Below are 15,595 nucleotides of genomic sequence, written 5' to 3' on the forward strand. Positions count from 1 at the left end.
GGCCCTATAAAACAGGAATGTCTCATGAAAATAACCAAAATTGAGGTATTGCGCGTTGCGATTCCATTCAGCAGCGACAGGGATAAAACACCAGAGATACAGGCGGATGCCTATAACGCGGCATCTCCCGAACTCACCAGAATGGAAACATTACTGATCAAAATCACGACCGACAGCGGCTTACACGGCTGGGGGGAAGGTTTCGGTCATCTTTGTAATCCGCTCACCGAAACCGCGATGAACGGCTTAGTCGGGCGATTTTTTCTCGGCCAAACCTGCCCGGAAAGTCCTGAGGAAATTGCTGCACTGATGCAGCAGGCCGAGGTGAACTTTCATGCTTTCGGGCGCACCGGTCCCGTGATGTTTGCCCTTTCAGCTGTGGATATTGCGCTATGGGATTTGCTGGCGAAAGCATGGAAGCAGCCGCTTTGGCAATTGCTGGGGGCGAAACGTCAGAAAATCGGGGTTTACGCCAGCCTGGTCAGTTATGGCAATCATCCGGAACGTGTGGCAGCAAAAGTGCTGAGTACCTGGCAGGCGGGATTCCGCGCCATAAAATTGCATGAAACGGCTTATCCGGCCATTGCCGCCGCCAGAGAAATACTGCCTGCCGATGCTGAACTGATGGTTGATGTGAACTGTCCGTGGAACGTGGCAGAAGCCTCGCAACAGGCGCAGGCTTTACGTTCTCTGAATCTGGGATGGCTGGAAGAACCGGTCTGGCCACCGGATGATTTAGCCGGTCTGGCGGAAGTGCGAAAACAAGGAACCCGTATTGCCGCAGGCGAGAATGCAGCAGGCGTTCAGGGCTTTGTGGAGCATTTCGAACACGGCGCGATTGACGTCGCACAGCCCAGCGTCAGTAAAGTCGGCGGGATCACCGCCATGCTGAAAGTGTTTGCGCTGGCGAAGCAATACCACATCCGCGTTGTTCCGCACTGTTTTTATTACGGTGCCGGCCTGATGGCCACCGCCCAACTGGTCGCTACGCTCGACGACAGCGTGAGTCTGGAAGTGCCTTACATTCAGTGGCAGGAAACGCTTTATTCACAACTGAATTTTGAACCGCATATGCTGTTGCCGGATACGCCGGGGCTAGGTTTTGAGCCATCACTTTCCATCATCCAGAAGTACCTCATCAGCTCGAAAACCCTTTCTCTGACCGCGGAGGCCGCACATGCGTAAATCCAATTATCGGGTGGTCATCGCCCTGCTGCTGTTCTTTGCCGGCATGCTCAATTATCTCGACCGCGCGGCGTTATCGGTGATGGCGCCACTGATCAAAGGCGACCTGCATATCAATGATGCCCAGATGGGGATTTTGTTCAGCGCCTTCTTTATTGGCTACTGCCTGTTTTGCTTTATTGGCGGGTGGAGTGCAGACAAGTTTGGCCCGCGAAAAGTCTTCGCCTTCGCTGCTGCGTTCTGGTCCGTATTTTGCGGCGCAACAGCACTGGTCACCGGTTTCGCGCATTTACTGGTCGTGCGCGTCATGTTTGGTATCGGCGAAGGCCCGATGGGCACCACCACCAACAAATCAATTTCCAACTGGTTTCCGCGCAAGGAAGTCGGCCGCGCGGTCGGCTTCACCAATGCGGGGCAGCCACTGGGGGCCGCCATCGCCGCGCCGATTGTCGGGCTGGTCGGGTTGCATTTCGGCTGGCGCATCGCCTTCGTGGTGATTGCTGCACTGGGCTTTGTCTGGCTGGCGGCATGGATGACCTTTTTCCGCGATAAGCCAGAGCAGCATCCGCGGGTCTCAGAGGAAGAAAAACGTCTGATTGCCAGCGACCGCCCGGCGACACCGGTGACAAACGGCGCCAGAGAAAATGATGCGCACAGCTTGTGGTATTACGTTTTATCCAAACCGGTGCTGGGGGTGGCTGCAGCCTTTTTCTGCTTCAACTACATTCAGTATTTCTTCCTGTCATGGCTGCCAAGCTATCTCACTGACTTCCAGCATCTCGACATTAAGAGCATGAGCATTATCGGTATTCTGCCCTGGCTGGGCGCGACTGCGGGTTTCATCGGTGGCGGGATTGTCGCCGATATTCTCTACCGTCGTAGCGGTAATTTCCTCTTCTCACGCAAAGCGGTGATTTTCGCCGGTCTGATTATTGCTGCCGGTTGTGTGCTGATGACGGCTTATACCCGCAACACCGCAGGCGCCGTGGCGCTGATTACCGTCGCCAGTATTTTTGCTTATATGACGCCACAGGCGTGCTGGTCATTGTTGCAGGATATCGTTCCGGCGCACCGTATCGGGACCGCAGGCGGTTTCGTGCATTTACTGGCGAATCTGGCCGGGATTTTATCCCCGAGCATTACCGGATTTTTAATCCAGTACGGCGGGGGATATCAGTCAGCCTTCATCCTCTCAAGTGGCCTGGCGATCGTCGGTGTGATTGCAATGGCTATTCTGGTACGCCAGAACAAAGTGAATGAATTGTTTGGCAAAAAAGCGCCAGCGGAAGAAATCGCCGCCGGTCATTAATCCTCCGGTTTATCCTGTAAGGCCCCTGTTCAACCTGCAATTGAATTGATACATTGCAGGTTGAACATTGAGCAGATTTATAGGATGTAAAATGCCCTCGTCAGAACTTTCGCTGTTCCCCCCTGCATTGAAAACCGGCGATACCATTGGTTTTTTCTCTGCGTCATCACCGGTGACTGCCACCGCCCCTAACCGTTATCTGCGCGGGAAGAAATTCCTTGAAGATAAAGGATTTGTGCTGAAAGCCGGCACAATGACCGGACAATATGATCACTATCGCTCCGGCTCCATTCAGGCACGTGCCGAAGAACTGAATCAGTTGATCCGTGATCCGCAGGTGCGTTGTGTAATGTCGTCGATAGGCGGTAACAACACTAACTCCCTGCTGCCTTATCTGGATTACGATGCGCTGCGTACTGATCCGAAAATCATCATCGGGTATTCCGACACGACCGCATTGCTGGCCGGGATTTATGCGCAAACAGGATTGATCACCTTTTACGGTCCGGCGCTGGTGGCTTCTTTTGGCGAATTTCCGCCGCTGGTTGATGAAACCTACGCGTCTTTCGCTGACATCCTGATGACCCGCCGCTCTGAGCCTTATCGCTACGCTTTACCGCAGCACTGGACGGATGAAAAGCTCAACTGGAATGATGTCACGCCGGTCAGGGCGAAAACGTTGTACGCCAATACCTGCCGTTTTCACGGCAAGGGACGCATCGAGGGGCGCGTCATCGGCGGAAATCTGAATACGTTGTCTGGCATCTGGGGCAGCCCTTATATGCCGGAAATCCGTCAGGGCGATATTTTGTTTATCGAAGACAGCTTGCACAATATCGCGACCATCGAGCGCTCTTTCTCAATGCTGAAACTGAACGGAATTTTCGACCGTGTGAGCGCTATTCTGCTCGGCAAACACGAATTGTTCGATAATGCGGGGACAGGAAGGCAACCGGCGGATGTGCTGCTGGAAGTGCTGAACGGACAAGACATTCCGCTGGTTGATGGCTTCGACTGCTGCCATACCCATCCGATGTTAACGCTTCCTCTGGGTGCCCGTATTGCTGTCGACTTCTCTCAGCAGCACATCGACATTGTCGGCCCGTATCTGCAGCAATAAATCAAAAATCACGTACTACTAAAAATCCGTACGTGATTTATATGCTTTTCCCCCCACGCTTTCCGCCATTACATTTCGAACGACTGCTCTGTAAACATTTACGACAGAAATCTGTTTTTGAAATAGAACGGTTTATACTGACTGACCTGATGCGTGAGATATAAATCAAGAATGCGCGCCGGGTGCGCATTGTTCTCATTGCATGAAGCATGTGTGGAGGCAGGATATTCTTAACAGGGAGGCGTGAAATGCACATGAATTATCTGATTGAAAATCTAATAGTCTTCAACCCTGAAGATAACACACTTTCATTAGCGGGTGATTCAGAAAACAAGATCGCCATTTCTAATCCTGCGCGCAGGATATTATTATTGTTAATAGAACAACAGGGTATCGTTGTTGAGCGTGAAATATTTTTTAAAAAAGTTTGGGATGACTACGGACTGATAGCAAGTAATAATAATCTTAATCACTGCGTCAGCAAATTACGCAAAGTAGTGGTCACTTTGGGTTACCCTGATGAATTTATCGTTACCGTGCCCAAGGTCGGTTTTACTATCCGTAAAGAAATCATTATTGAACCTTACCTCATGCATGAACCTCCTGAGGAGAAAATTCAGGTTCACAACGTGCAGGTCAACAAAACACCGGAAAACCGGCTGACTGAAACAGAGCAAAAGGAAGAGAACATCGCGCCGACGGCAGCATCACTTCAGCTAAAAACGCAACCTGAAAAGAGGATAAAAAATCGCCCCTCTGGCTTTATGATAAGCCTGCTTGTGGCGGCAGTCTTGACTGTGTGGGCATTTTTCATTATGTACAACGATTTACAGGATCCGAAAACAGAGCTGAAAATTGCCAGGCTGGGTGCCTGTGATTTGTATTCAACCGCGCCCGTCATTTCGTCCCGTAAGCGCGAATTTATTCAACTGGCCGGGACATTTCTGCAAAAAAATAATATTACCTGCAAACCAGGAGATATTTTCATATTCCAAAGTGAGCGTTTTACCTCGCCCATCAATACTGGCTCAGTACGTGATTTTATGGCGCAGTGCATTACCGATGATAATTATAAAGCTAACATTTGCATAAGCTATTATACAAATGACAGGACCACGCATGTTCAGTGATAGAAAACGTATTTTTCAGGGAAAGAAGAGCATCCTCCTCCCGTTCATCCCGGCTGTATTTATATTACTCTTTACCCTGTATGGTTTTTTCGTCCAAAAGAACCGGGAAGCATTCCCTGTTAATATACCTTGCCGTGGAAATATGATCATAGAAGCACAATATGATAATCAAACCGCAAAACTGGTGGCCGCACTCTACTTCAGTTTTCTTGACAACCACAAAATTTTAGTTTCACTCAGTGGAACGGGTTATTTGTATGACAAAAATGGGATTGTTATTCAACGGAAAACATTGCTGAGAAACATTTATTATGACTATATTCACGTTAGCACAAACTCCAGTACGTATTCGCTCACCAGCAGTCAGATTAATATCGACAGTGTAGACAATATGGACTGGCAGATTTCGTCTCTCCTGCTGATAAACAGTTTTTTTCTGACCGGCCATACTGACACGCTGGTACTGAAGAAATACGATAACAGCACCCTGTTGATTGAAAGCAACCAGTCTCCGATTGCATTGTGTGTATTCAAAAAAAGTCTTTGAATACAAATACATTTAGCAACTCACTTATTTATAGTAGAGGTACAGATGAAACCCGCAAGCCTGGGCGTAACGCGACAAGGTACAAAAACTGGCCTGAGCCGGCCGCTTCTCAAGGCGGGTAATGGCCGGTGGCGTGATGCCCAGCCGTCTGGCCAGTTCTGTCTTACTCAGTCCAGCATCTTCACGCAGGGTTTGCAGCAGGGCATGAATGTGAGTCTCTGCGATGAGCTCCGGTGCCTGGACCTTATAAACCGGTTCCTCGAGCGCCTGCGCCCGCAATTTTGCCGTTCTTAGCATAGCCTTCCTCCTTTCCTTAAGCCGTCGTCAGTAGTAGTTGATCTTGACGATCACGGATGCGTCAAACTGCCCGAGAGAAAGCGTTTTCCCCGGAATCGCACTCAGTTTTGCCGTAAAGTTTTTGGTGACTTCATTCACATTGTTCAGCTCAGCAAAGTCATCATAGCGGTTGAAAGTGATGGCTTTATCCTGGTCGTTATAGAGCATCAGCTTCGCGCCGTTGGACAGGTCAATCGCGGTGTTGTCCAGCAGTGGGCTGGCGGTGGAAAATTCCGCCTGCAGCGAGAAGTTGTCAAGGCACCCTTGTTTTACCGCTTTAATGGCAAACGGCAGTGAAACGCCGGACGATCGGGACAACGTGGTACTTTGAATCGCACCAAAATCGACAATCTGAGACTCAGGATAGACTTTCAGGTCAGAGCCACAGGCCAGAAAGCGGATCCCCTGTAATCCTGAAAGGTTGTATTTAAGATTTTTTGCGCCCGGCGTTTTGTTAATCCCGCGGCTGCCGTCAAGCTGGAAAACCGTAAACTGGTCGGCCCCCTGATAATGTCCGCTGGAAGGCGCATTTCCGCTGACTTTGATATACAGACGGAACGTGACATTCACCGTCACATTCTGACCTTTTTTGATCGGCGTACTGTTGGTACTCAGACGCTGTTCGTTCTGCTCCAGATCCTGCCCGTTGTAACTGACGCCCAGCAGCAACCCTTCACCAATCGACTGTGATTTGGGATTAAAGTAGAAATGCACCACATCAATGATCGAACCCAGCACATTGTCGCAATAGGCCGTGACATTGATGTCATTGGATTCCCAGACTTTCGTGCCTGCTGGCACGTTCGCCGGGATCGCCAGTTGCCCGACGGGAATAGCCGGTTTGTCCACAATACCGGTACCTTTTTCGACACAATCGAGCGCCAGTGCACTGCGGGAAAAAAACAACAGCAGCAGGAGAAATACCATCCGACCCGCCTGAAATCTGTCAATACCAGCCATCACCACTCCTTAGCGTTTTGCGTCTTTGCTGATGCGCTGACATTGTTGTGTCTGGCAGTTGTACTCGTTCACCTGCAAACCGCCGTAATCATCCATGTAACCCAGACTATATTGCTGGCTAACGTACTGCTTGCCGGTGAGATTTTCGCTGGCGAACGGTGCGAGCATCACGCTGTCAAAACCAGGGATATTGCCTTTGTTGTCTTTGCCCAGATAGCCGACAGTGATATAAAACGGTGTCGGATTGGTCAGTTTTAGCCCATCACTGAGACGGGCAACCTGAAGCTGTTCCTGCCAGTGACCTTTCACCAGCTTCCTGAGTTCCACCGGACGGAAAAACAGCTTCACGCGGCTTTGGATCGCCACCTGCATCACGTTCGCCATGTCACTTTTTGGCGGCACTTCACGCACGTTAAAGTAAAACAGCGATTCGCGATCTTTCGGCAGACCGGCGGTTTCGGGTAACTGCAAAATGCGGATCTGGCTTTTCTGGCCAGCATCAATGCGCTGCATCGGCGGCAACGCCACCAGCGGAGAGGTGATTTTTTCGCCCTGCGCGTTCTCCAGCCAGACCTGCGCAAGATACGGTAGATCTTTGCTCTGGTTTTCCAGCATCACGCTGACGGATTTATCACTGGCGTTATAGATGATGCGTGTCCGGTCCAGATTGACGGCGGCGAAAGCCGGATAAGTCATGCCAATCATCAGCAGTAATGCTGCCCCAAAACGCAAAAAATACCTGTTCATCGGATTATTCCTTTCCTGATCTGCTTTGTTAAAAGCGTTTAAATTATTAAGTGCAGGGCAGCAATACCTGCCCTGAATATGTCACGGGCTGAGGTGGCACCTGGATCTGACATTGCTGCCCGTCTCCCCAGCGAACAGTCAGGGATTTCTCGCCGGATACTCCGGCCAGGTACGCCAGACCACTGTCGCCAATCAGGCCCGCTTCAAACCCGGAACTGTTGTCGGTAACGGCGGCGCCCAGCGGCGGGTGGCTGCCATCAGCGAGGCGTATTACCGCCATCAGACGTTCACCTTTAATGGCGCGGATTTTGCGAAAGCCTATTGCGCCTTCCGTCAGGGTTTTGCTGACCACCGAGCTGTAAACTTCCACGTCATCCGGCAAATTATTCACATCAACGCGGATATCGGAGGTCTGGTAGCTGGACACACCATTCACAACAGCAATGCCGTAATCGTTGGTCACTGACGCACCGTCGCTGATCGGAATGCCTTTCACGCCGGTTGATACCATCATGCGTGGCTCGCTGCCGGCGCTGCTCTGATGCAATGCTGCGCCTGCCGCTGTCGCAGTAAACGATCCGTACCAGTTGGCATTCACTGAGCGGTAATCGTTATTTTTCACGCTGCCGTTCGCACCGAACTGACCGTACGGCGACATATGCTGATAGTTGGCGCGGAACACACCGTTACCTTTTTGCAGATCCGGGCTGCTCCCGCCCGCGCCCACGCGCCAGCTATTGTTCGGATCCTGGCTGTTGTAATACGACGCCGTTTGCGAGTAACCACTTTGCGAATCCTGCTGCGCGTCGTAGCTGATCTGTTGCCCGGAAGACAACGGCAAACTGAGCGACAGAAACATCTGATTTTCATCGGTATCGCGGTAGTTCAGCTTGCTGGCGGAAAACGTCGCAGAAATGCCGGTAAAGCGGCCGATATCGAAAACCTTGCTGACCGACACGCTGTAATTGTTACTCGCACTCTCATTCCAGTAGACCTTGTGGGTAGCAGAGAGATAGAGCGTGATCGCCGGCCACGGCAGGTACTGATTTGCCGTCACGGTGTAGGTTTGTTTGTCATCGCGGGAATAACCGTCGCCGTTCACCTTGTCGAGGTACTGGCTGAACGACATAAACGTTTTTTCCGAGAAGCGGTATCCGGCAAACGTAATCTGACTGCCGGTCGAGTCAAACCGCTTGGAGTAGTTGGCGCGGTAACTCAGCCCGGTTTGTTTCCCTGCCACCGGTACGGTCGCCGAGGAACGCGTGACATCAAAAGATACGGCACCGAGTTTTTGCAGGTTTTGCCCGACGCCGATGGCCTGCGCCTGATAGTTACCGGTGGTGCTGATCAGACCGCCGTAAAGCGAGAAATCATTCAGCGCACCCCAGGACATTTCGCCGCTGTAAAAACCCGGCTGCAAGACGTGATTGCTGCTGCCGGTGGTCGGTTTGCCCATTGCGGTTTTGAAACGCACCTGGCCTTTGCGGGTCAGGAACGGAATGGTCGCGGTGGTCACCTGATAAGTCGTCACGCTGCCGTTTTCTTCTTCGATTTTGACATCCAGTGCGCCCTGTACCGCTTCGGTCAGATCCTGAACCACAAATGGGCCCGGTGACACGTTGGTCTGATAAATCACCCGCCCGTTCTGACTGATACTCACTTTGGCATTGGTTTTGGCGATGCCGGTGACTTGCGGCGCATAACCTCGCAGCGACGGAGGCAACATGCGCTGATCGCTGTTGAGTGAAACACCGAGAAAACGGAATGAATCGAAAATATCTGAGCTTAAATAGGTCTGCCCGCCGGTCAGGCGTGCGCCCACAGAAGGCAGCGCACGATACAGATAGGTTTGCGTCCAGGTGAATTTATCACTGGCGGGCGCGCCGGACGTGCGCGACGAAGAATACTGATAATCGGCACGGGCGCGCCACGGCCCGAGGTTAAAACCGGTGGTGCCGTAACTGCTGAAACTGGTGGTGCTGTCGCCGGACTGCGGCATGTATCGGCTGCCGAGCAGGTTGTAGTCGAGCAATGCACCGTTGACGCCATCATCCCACTGTGAGGGCGGCACCCAGTTTTGATCGTGAAAGGTCAGCCAGGCCTGGGGAATGCTGATATTCAGCGTTTGTTTTTCCTGATCGTAACGTGCGGTGACTTCCTGCTGCTGATCGAGAGATGTGCATTCACCGCGATGCCACAAAGTCAGCTTTTCGCGCACGTCTTTAGTGAGTTCGAATTTATCCACCAGTACCGGCGGTAAACACAGGCGGCTATTTTTCTTATCCGCAGTGGGAATATAGTGAATCACGCTTTGTTCGCCGAACGTGCGGCCATTGAGCACCACATCCAGCAGGTATTCACCGGGCGCGATATAATCGGCTACCTGAAACCGTGACAGATCGACATTATTGCGATCGGCAGAATCAATGAAGTTAACGTTAAATTCTACTGCGAAGCTTCTGACTGAAATAAAGCATCCTGACAGAAGAAAAATAAACCACAGGACATTCTTGATTTCAGCCGATGTTCTATTCATCGCAAACGACATAATAAAATCACTTCTTACTAAAATAGTAATCCACACCAATCCCTGGCGCTGGCACAGCCAAAAAATAAAGGGGAGAAAACTCCCCTAAATAGCAGCGATATTTATTTGTAGTTCAGGGCATAAGTTGCCTGAGAAACGATCGTACCGGTTGAAACAGGCTGAGAATTGGCTTCCACGCGTGCGGCGAATACCAGCTCATTATTCCCTGTGACCAGGTTAATATCTTTAGAGGTGTCTCCCACTTTCAGCAGGTCACCGTTGGCGTCAATCAGGCGGATGCCTGCGCCTTTCGCGCTGCCGGTGTTGGCCAGTAGTTCAGCGGCGCTGCTGTCAGGCGTACCCGCAAAAGAAACGGCGACTTTGGACATAGCCGGATATTGAACAGTGCCCGCCGTCTGTGCGGTCAGGTCACAATCTTGCAAATGAATGGTGTAATTCACGTTTTGAGAGTATTTATTGCCGCTTTCGAGCACCTTATTCGCGACCTGCCCCATGTTTACATTAATGTCTTCATCACCTGCGGCAATTGAGCAAGGTGCGTTAATAACCGTCCCGGTGAAATGAATACGGCCTGAACCTTGATCAGCTCCTGTCGGAGGCGTTGTATCATCTGCAAAAGCTGATGCAGAAATACAGGCAGATAAAGCAATAACCAGTGTCTTTCTTTTGGCGTTAAACATAATAAGTCCTTGAGATTTAACGGTAGCTATTAAGCATTAAGCAGCTATTAAGCGATATTTTTCGCTGTACCGAAGAGAGCACCCCTCTCTTGCCAGATCAATATACTGATATTTTAAATTTAACGTTATAATAATTTGCCAATTGCAAATATTAAGAGTTTTACTCTCAGATTAATCTTTAAACATGCGATTTATGAAAGGAAATTAACTCAGAGGTTAAAATATCTGATATTAAATGTTCCGTAATAGATAAGAAAATTTCCACACCAAACCCTGAGTTAAGCTTTCTTTAACCAGATAATCACATTAAGAATCATATTTTTTAACTTTATCTCTTTCCCACTCTCTCCTGAACTTCCCAGACTTATGTGGACTGCTCCGCATGACGAATGAATATATCCTGCTGTTTTTTCTCCGCTTGCGTGATCTGTCCCCCAGAAAACAAACAAAGGCATACCGCAAACTACACCCAACCTTTTATTGACATATCATTAACAAATTAAAGGAGAAAAACCATGAGCCATGTTTATAAGCACCCTATTCCTGCCTCCATAGCAGAGCGTACCCTGATCACACCTGAGAAATATCAGCAGTATTATCAACAGTCTGTCGAAGATCCTGACGCATTTTGGGGTGAACAGGCCAAAGTGCTCGACTGGATTAAGCCTTTCACAAAAGTGAAAAACACTTCATTTGCGCCGGGGAATGTCGATATTCGCTGGTTTGAGGATGGCACTCTGAATCTTGCAGCTAACTGTCTGGATCGTCATTTAAGCGACAAAGGCGATCAGACCGCGCTGATTTGGGAAGGTGATGACCCGAAAGCCGAGAATAAACATGTCACCTACAAACAGCTTCATCATGATGTTTGTCAGTTTGCTAACGTCTTAAAGGGCCTGGGCGTTAAGAAAGGGGATGTTGTCGCTATTTACATGCCTATGGTACCGGAAGCGGCTGTCGCGATGCTGGCCTGTGCCCGTATCGGTGCTGTGCATTCCGTTATCTTCGCCGGTTTCTCCCCGGAAGCTGTTGCCGGTCGCATTATCGATTCCAATGCCAGACTGGTGATTACCGCCGACGAAGGTCTGCGCGCCGGACGTACCATTCCGCTGAAACAAAATGTGGATGATGCGCTGAAAAACCCGTCGGTCACCAGCATCACACATTCCATCATTTTCAAACGCACCGGCAAACAGGGGGAATGGAAAGAGGGTCGTGACATCTGGTGGCATGATGCAATTGAAGGCATTTCTGCAGATTGTCCGCCCGAAGAAATGAAAGCAGAAGATCCGCTTTTCATCCTTTATACCTCCGGCTCCACGGGTAAACCGAAAGGCGTATTGCATACCACGGGCGGTTATCTGGTCTATGCGGCCCTGACCTTCAAATACACCTTTGACTATCATGATGGCGATATCTACTGGTGTACGGCCGATGTCGGCTGGGTAACGGGCCACAGCTATTTGCTCTACGGCCCGCTGGCGTGCGGAGCCATCAGCCTGATGTTTGAAGGTGTACCAAATTATCCGACACCGGCCCGTATGGCGCAGGTTATTGATAAACACAAGGTAAATATCCTCTATACCGCACCTACGGCGATCCGCGCACTGATGGCTGAAGGGGATAAAGCCATTGAGGGCACCAGCCGTGCTTCACTGCGGATCATGGGGTCAGTTGGCGAACCGATTAACCCGGAAGCCTGGGAGTGGTACTACAGGACTATTGGTAACAGCCAGTGCCCGATTGTCGATACCTGGTGGCAAACCGAAACCGGCGGTTTCATGATAACCCCGCTGCCGGGTGCCACTGAGCTGAAAGCGGGTTCGGCAACGCGGCCGTTCTTCGGTGTTCAGCCTGCTCTGGTAGACAACGAAGGCGTTCCTCAGGAAGGAGCATGCGAAGGCAATCTGGTCATCACCGATTCTTGGCCGGGTCAGGCGCGTACACTGTTTGGTGACCATGAACGTTTCGAGCAGACCTATTTCTCCACGTTTAAAAATATGTACTTTAGCGGTGACGGTGCGCGTCGTGACGAAGACGGTTATTACTGGATAACAGGCCGTGTTGATGACGTGCTCAATATTTCCGGCCATCGCCTTGGGACGGCTGAAATTGAATCAGCATTAGTTTCTCACCCTAAAATTGCAGAAGCTGCCGTTGTGGGTATTCCGCATAACATTAAAGGTCAGGCTATTTACGCCTACATCACACTGAATCACGGCGAAGAACCGTCACCGGAACTCTATACCGAAGTACGCAACTGGGTGCGTAAAGAGATAGGGTCCATTGCCACGCCTGACATTCTTCACTGGACTGATTCGTTGCCAAAAACCCGTTCCGGCAAAATTATGCGTCGTATTCTGCGCAAAATTGCAGCCGGAGACACAAGCAATCTGGGAGATACCTCTACGCTGGCGGATCCGGGCGTAGTCGATAAATTGCTGGAAGAAAAACAATCAATGAAAGTGCCGTCGTAATTTTTCACCGCCCTGGCGCGGTGAACTCTATCAATGCCTCACAGGAGTCACTGAGATGAATGATCTCATTTATCAGAGAGTTGTAAGTAATCCGCGCTTCAGGGAACTGGTGCAAAAACGCAGTCGTTTTGCCTGGCTGCTGTCAGGCATCACGCTGGTTCTGTATGTCGCTTTCATTTTACTGATTGCGTTCGATCCACAGTGGCTGGGAACACCTCTCTATGACGGTGCCACCATCACCCGCGGCATTCCCGTGGGCGTGGGGCTGATCGTGATTTCCTTCGTGCTGACAGGAATTTACGTCATTCGCGCGAACGGCGAGTTTGACCGCCTGACGGCAGATATTATCCGCGAGGTGCAGCCATGATCGCACGTCGCGGCTCTCTTCTTTTACTGATGCTATCCCTCGCCTTCCCGTTCAGTTTGCTTGCTGCGGAGGGCATCGCCGGGGAAGTTAAACGTCAGCCTCTTAATATTGAAGCTATCGTAATGTTCGTGCTGTTTGTTGGCGCGACTTTATATATCACCTATTGGGCAGCAAAGCGTACACGGTCCCGCCAGGACTACTATACAGCTGGCGGCCGCATTACTGGCCTGCAAAACGGTATGGCAATTGCTGGCGATTTCATGTCTGCCGCTTCTTTCCTGGGTATCTCCGCACTGGTTTATACCTCCGGTTATGATGGCCTGATCTATTCCATCGGTTTCCTGATCGGCTGGCCAATCATTTTGTTCCTGATTGCCGAACGCCTGCGTAATTTGGGGAAATATACCTTCGCAGATGTCGCGTCATACCGGTTGAAACAAAAACCAATCCGGCTGCTTTCAGCCTGCGGTTCGCTGGTGGTTGTTGCGCTTTATCTGATCGCACAAATGGTCGGTGCCGGTAAGTTAATCCAGCTATTGTTTGGGCTTAACTATCATGTCGCAGTGATCCTGGTTGGGATCCTGATGGTACTCTACGTGTTGTTTGGCGGAATGCTGGCGACGACCTGGGTACAAATCATCAAAGCTATCCTGTTGCTGGCCGGTGCGACATTCATGGCGATTATGGTCATGAGATCTGTCGGCTTCAACTTTAATACCCTCTTTACTCAGGCGGTCGCCGTCCACTCTAAAGGGATTGCAATCATGAGCCCGGGAGGACTGGTTTCAGATCCGATATCCGCTCTGTCTCTGGGGCTTGCACTGATGTTCGGTACCGCCGGTTTACCCCATATTCTGATGCGGTTCTTCACCGTCAATGATGCCAAAGAAGCCAGGAAAAGCGTGTTCTATGCTACTGGCTTTATCGGTTACTTCTACATTTTGACCTTCATTATCGGTTTCGGTGCTATTGTTCTGGTCAGCTCAAACCCGGCGTTTAAAGATGCCAGCGGTATATTACTCGGCGGTAATAATATGGCAGCCGTGCATTTAGCGGATGCGGTCGGTGGAAGTTTCTTCCTCGGATTTATCTCTGCCGTGGCTTTCGCAACCATTTTAGCGGTGGTCGCGGGCTTAACGCTGGCAGGGGCTTCGGCGGTCTCTCATGATCTGTATGCGAGCGTCATCAAGGACGGTAAAGCAACAGAACGTGATGAGTTAAGGGTTTCGAAGATCACCGTTGTTCTGCTTGGTATCGTCGCCATCGCGTTGGGTATTCTGTTTGAAAAACAGAATATTGCATTCATGGTTGGATTAGCGTTCTCCATTGCTGCGAGCTGCAATTTCCCCATTATTCTGCTCTCAATGTACTGGTCTAAACTGACAACGCGCGGGGCAATGATTGGCGGATGGCTCGGCTTACTTACAGCAGTCATATTGATGATTCTTGGGCCAACTATCTGGGTCCAGATCTTAGGACATGCTAAGCCCATTTATCCTTACGAATACCCCGCGCTGTTCTCGATGATTGTTGCTTTTGCCGGTACCTGGTTCTTCTCGATTACAGATAACTCACTGGAAGGACAGAAAGAAAGGGAGCGTTTCTACCCTCAGTTTGTGCGGTCACAAACAGGGATCGGGATCTCGCAAAGCTCTAATCACTGATGAGTAGAGCGCAGAAATAGAAAAGGCCATCCTGAGGATGGCCTTTTGTTTGAATATTGCGTGCTTAATCGCTGATCCGTAGAACAAAAAGACAAAAGCCCTGCACAATGTGCAGGGCTTTTGTCTTTTTTTGATGCCTGGCAGTTCCCTACTCTCGCATGGGGAGACCCCACACTACCATCGGCGCTACGGCGTTTCACTTCTGAGTTCGGCATGGGGTCAGGTGGGACCACCGCGCTAGTGCCGCCAGGCAAATTCTGTAATTTACCGAACTCTACGCTTATTACTGGTGCTGATACCCAGAGTCGAACTGGGGACCTCACCCTTACCAAGGGTGCGCTCTACCAACTGAGCCATATCAGCACGCTAATTCTTATAACAATCCGCGTAAAAGCGAACTTTACTTATTTGATGCCTGGCAGTTCCCTACTCTCGCATGGGGAGACCCCACACTACCATCGGCGCTACGGCGTTTCACTTCTGAGTTCGGCATGGGGTCAGGTGGGACCACCGCGCTACTGCCGC

The 15,595-nt window shown here is 50.6% G+C and carries 13 protein-coding genes, 1 tRNA gene and 2 rRNA genes; 8 read left to right on the plus strand and 8 right to left on the minus strand.

The features are described 5' to 3' along the window. The first annotated feature begins 24 nt into the window (after nucleotides 1–24). The 5 genes from GW591_RS21710 (at nucleotide 25) to GW591_RS21730 (ending at nucleotide 5,291) form a co-directional block, all read left to right on the plus strand. On the plus strand, nucleotides 25–1,185 hold the full coding sequence (locus tag GW591_RS21710) for a mandelate racemase/muconate lactonizing enzyme family protein (protein WP_126124598.1): 1,161 nt from the start codon (nucleotides 25–27) through the stop codon (nucleotides 1,183–1,185). Beyond that, the gene (locus GW591_RS21715; RefSeq protein ID WP_121020162.1) at nucleotides 1,178–2,494 is read left to right on the plus strand and encodes an MFS transporter; all 1,317 of its coding nucleotides are present in this window, start codon (nucleotides 1,178–1,180) and stop codon (nucleotides 2,492–2,494) included. The genes GW591_RS21710 and GW591_RS21715 overlap by 8 nt, the downstream gene beginning before the upstream one ends. Before the next feature lie 91 nt (nucleotides 2,495–2,585). Next, complete coding sequence (locus GW591_RS21720) at nucleotides 2,586–3,614, plus strand: S66 family peptidase (protein ID WP_013573731.1); 1,029 nt, start codon at nucleotides 2,586–2,588, stop codon at nucleotides 3,612–3,614. Nucleotides 3,615–3,868: 254 nt separating this feature from the next. Beyond that, the gene (locus GW591_RS21725; RefSeq protein WP_225444976.1) at nucleotides 3,869–4,744 is read left to right on the plus strand and encodes a winged helix-turn-helix domain-containing protein; all 876 of its coding nucleotides are present in this window, start codon (nucleotides 3,869–3,871) and stop codon (nucleotides 4,742–4,744) included. Then, nucleotides 4,734–5,291 carry a FidL-like protein gene (locus GW591_RS21730; protein WP_013573729.1) on the plus strand — a complete coding sequence of 186 codons (558 nt, stop codon included), beginning with the start codon at nucleotides 4,734–4,736 and terminating at the stop codon, nucleotides 5,289–5,291. Before GW591_RS21725 ends, GW591_RS21730 begins: the two co-directional genes overlap by 11 nt. Nucleotides 5,292–5,315: 24 nt before the next feature. Here the strand turns inward: GW591_RS21730 and GW591_RS21735 are convergent, their stop codons facing one another. The 5 genes from GW591_RS21735 to GW591_RS21755 form a co-directional block, all read right to left on the minus strand. Next, a complete protein-coding gene (locus tag GW591_RS21735) occupies nucleotides 5,316–5,588 on the minus strand; it encodes a helix-turn-helix domain-containing protein (RefSeq protein ID WP_013573728.1) in 273 nt (90 codons plus the stop codon). 27 nt (nucleotides 5,589–5,615) lie between these two features. Next, complete coding sequence (locus tag GW591_RS21740) at nucleotides 5,616–6,587, minus strand: fimbrial protein (protein WP_013573727.1); 972 nt, start codon at nucleotides 6,585–6,587, stop codon at nucleotides 5,616–5,618. A 9-nt stretch (nucleotides 6,588–6,596) separates the two neighbouring features. Continuing rightward, on the minus strand, nucleotides 6,597–7,334 hold the full coding sequence (locus tag GW591_RS21745; protein WP_121020163.1) for a fimbrial biogenesis chaperone: 738 nt from the start codon (nucleotides 7,332–7,334) through the stop codon (nucleotides 6,597–6,599). A 46-nt stretch (nucleotides 7,335–7,380) separates the two neighbouring features. Then, the gene (locus tag GW591_RS21750) at nucleotides 7,381–9,882 is read right to left on the minus strand and encodes a fimbria/pilus outer membrane usher protein (protein ID WP_121020164.1); all 2,502 of its coding nucleotides are present in this window, start codon (nucleotides 9,880–9,882) and stop codon (nucleotides 7,381–7,383) included. Between the two features lie 101 nt (nucleotides 9,883–9,983). Beyond that, entirely contained in the window at nucleotides 9,984–10,562 is a 579-nt protein-coding gene (locus tag GW591_RS21755) for a fimbrial protein (RefSeq protein WP_014411543.1), read from the minus strand. 515 nt (nucleotides 10,563–11,077) lie between these two features. Between GW591_RS21755 and acs the strand changes: the two genes are divergently transcribed. From acs to actP, 3 genes are read left to right on the plus strand one after another with little or no spacing between them, the layout of a single operon-like run. Then, the gene (gene acs / locus GW591_RS21760) at nucleotides 11,078–13,039 is read left to right on the plus strand and encodes an acetate--CoA ligase (protein ID WP_037034316.1); all 1,962 of its coding nucleotides are present in this window, start codon (nucleotides 11,078–11,080) and stop codon (nucleotides 13,037–13,039) included. 55 nt (nucleotides 13,040–13,094) lie between these two features. Next, entirely contained in the window at nucleotides 13,095–13,406 is a 312-nt protein-coding gene (locus GW591_RS21765) for a DUF485 domain-containing protein (protein ID WP_013573722.1), read from the plus strand. Between the two features lie 29 nt (nucleotides 13,407–13,435). Beyond that, nucleotides 13,436–15,070, plus strand: a complete 1,635-nt coding sequence (gene actP / locus GW591_RS21770; RefSeq protein WP_370447459.1) for a cation/acetate symporter ActP — start codon at nucleotides 13,436–13,438, stop codon at nucleotides 15,068–15,070. 135 nt (nucleotides 15,071–15,205) lie between these two features. On the opposite strand, the gene rrf (GW591_RS21775) is transcribed toward actP, so the two are convergent. The 3 genes from rrf (GW591_RS21775) to rrf (GW591_RS21785) form a co-directional block, all read right to left on the minus strand. After that, nucleotides 15,206–15,321, minus strand: a 5S ribosomal RNA gene (rrf, locus tag GW591_RS21775). Between the two features lie 36 nt (nucleotides 15,322–15,357). Continuing rightward, nucleotides 15,358–15,433, minus strand: a tRNA-Thr gene (locus GW591_RS21780). A 50-nt stretch (nucleotides 15,434–15,483) separates the two neighbouring features. Continuing rightward, nucleotides 15,484–15,595 (minus strand): 5S ribosomal RNA (gene rrf / locus GW591_RS21785); the annotation flags it as partial.

This window comes from Rahnella aceris (genome assembly GCF_011684115.1).
Lineage (GTDB): Bacteria > Pseudomonadota > Gammaproteobacteria > Enterobacterales > Enterobacteriaceae > Rahnella > Rahnella aceris.